We start from the raw sequence: 1521 nt of genomic DNA, 5'->3' as shown, positions 1-1521 counted from the left end.
CCAGGGCAGTCTTGAGCCGCCCTGGATTGCTTCGCTGCGCTCGCAATGACGAAGGTGGGGTAGGATTGAAGAACATTTCGAAGCCCATCTAGCGCCGCTTCTTGCCGCGTTCCAGTTCGGCACGCGCCTGCATCTCGATGTCCTGCGCGCGGATCCAGTCGGGCGAGCCTTGCGCCAGCCCCGCTTCCGCCGCCTGGGCGCTGCGCAGCGCTTCCTCCATGCGGCCGGAAAGCACCTGCTGCTCGGCGCTGGCGAGGTAGGCGCGGGGCATGTCGCCGTTGGCGGCGTAGATCATGCCCAGCTGATACCAGGTGAAGGGGTTTTCCCGGTCGCGCGCGGCGGCGGTCTTGAGGACTTCCTGCGCTTCCTTGTAGTTCGCCCGGTCCTCGGTCGCCATCAGGGCGTGGCCGAACAGCGTGGCGATCAGCGGGGTATTGCCGGAAATCGCGTTGGCCTTGCGCAGCATCGGCAGCGCTTCGGCAGGCTTGCCCGCCTCGAGCAGGATCTGGCCGTCGAGTTCGAGGAAGTAGGGATCGTTCGGGTCGGTGGCGATCAGCGCCTCGGTTTCGGCGCGGGCCTCGGCGAACTTCGATTCGCGGTGGAAGGCATAAGCGCGCGCATAGCGGGCGGGAACCGAGTTGTCCGTCATCGGGTACTTGCGCAGCACCTGATAGGGTTCGGCCAGGAAGCCGAAGAGCTTGGCCTTGGCGCGCAGGAAGCGCTTCTGCAGGGCCGCGTCGTCCGGCTTTTCCCAGGCGGCGTCCTTCTCGTAGGTGTCCTTGAGCGTGGCGATGCGGTCGCCGGTAAGGGGGTGGCTGGAGTAGAACTCGTCCCCGTCCTTGGGGCGGTAGCCGTAGCGGAACTCCATGTTCTGGAGCTTCTCGAAGAAGGCGATCGAACCGCGCCCGCTGATCCCGGCCTTCGACAGATACTGCGCGCCGGCCGCGTCGGCCGAGGCTTCCTGCGAGCGGTTATAGGCGAGATACTTGCCCATCGCCGCCTGCTGCCCGGCCATGATGACGCCCATCGCCGCCTCGCCGCCGCCCGCAGCCGCCGCCGCCGCGCCGAGCAGGAGCGAGAGCAGCGAGATATTGGTCGCGCCCTTGCCGCCCATGTTGAGCACCGCATGGCCGCCGGTCACGTGGCCGAGTTCGTGGGCGACGACGCCCTGCACTTCGGCGGCGGTGTCCGCCTCGTCGATGAGCCCGGAATTGACGTAGACCGCCTGCCCGCCCGCGACGAAGGCGTTGACCGAGGAGTCGTTGACGAGGACGATGTCGACGTCGCCGGGCCTCAGGCCCGTGGCCTTGACCAGCGGCGCGGCCATGTCGCGCAGCAGCGCTTCGGTTTCGGCATCGCGCAGGATCGACTGGGCCGAGGCGGGAGCGGCGCAGGCCCCGAGCAGCGCGGGAATCGCGAACAGCAGGGCAGGTAGTCGCAGCTTGGGCATCGGCTCTCTTGGGGACCCCGGGGGCTTAACCGGCGATGAAGCCGCATGCATGCACGGTTGGCGGGGAGGTG

The 1521-nt window shown here is 68.0% G+C and carries 1 protein-coding gene; it reads right to left on the bottom strand.

The genetic code is table 11. From position 1 onward, the window contains the following. Positions 1-88: 88 nt before the first annotated feature. Positions 89-1450 carry a M48 family metalloprotease gene (locus ACYPYD_RS09360; protein WP_459662896.1) on the bottom strand — a complete coding sequence of 454 codons (1362 nt, stop codon included), beginning with the start codon at positions 1448-1450 and terminating at the stop codon, positions 89-91. Between the last annotated feature and the right edge of the window lie 71 nt (positions 1451-1521).

Source organism: Novosphingobium sp. 11B (assembly GCF_054589055.1).
Note: the sequence above shows the minus strand (reverse complement) of the source record. Positions and strands in the feature narration are given on the sequence as shown.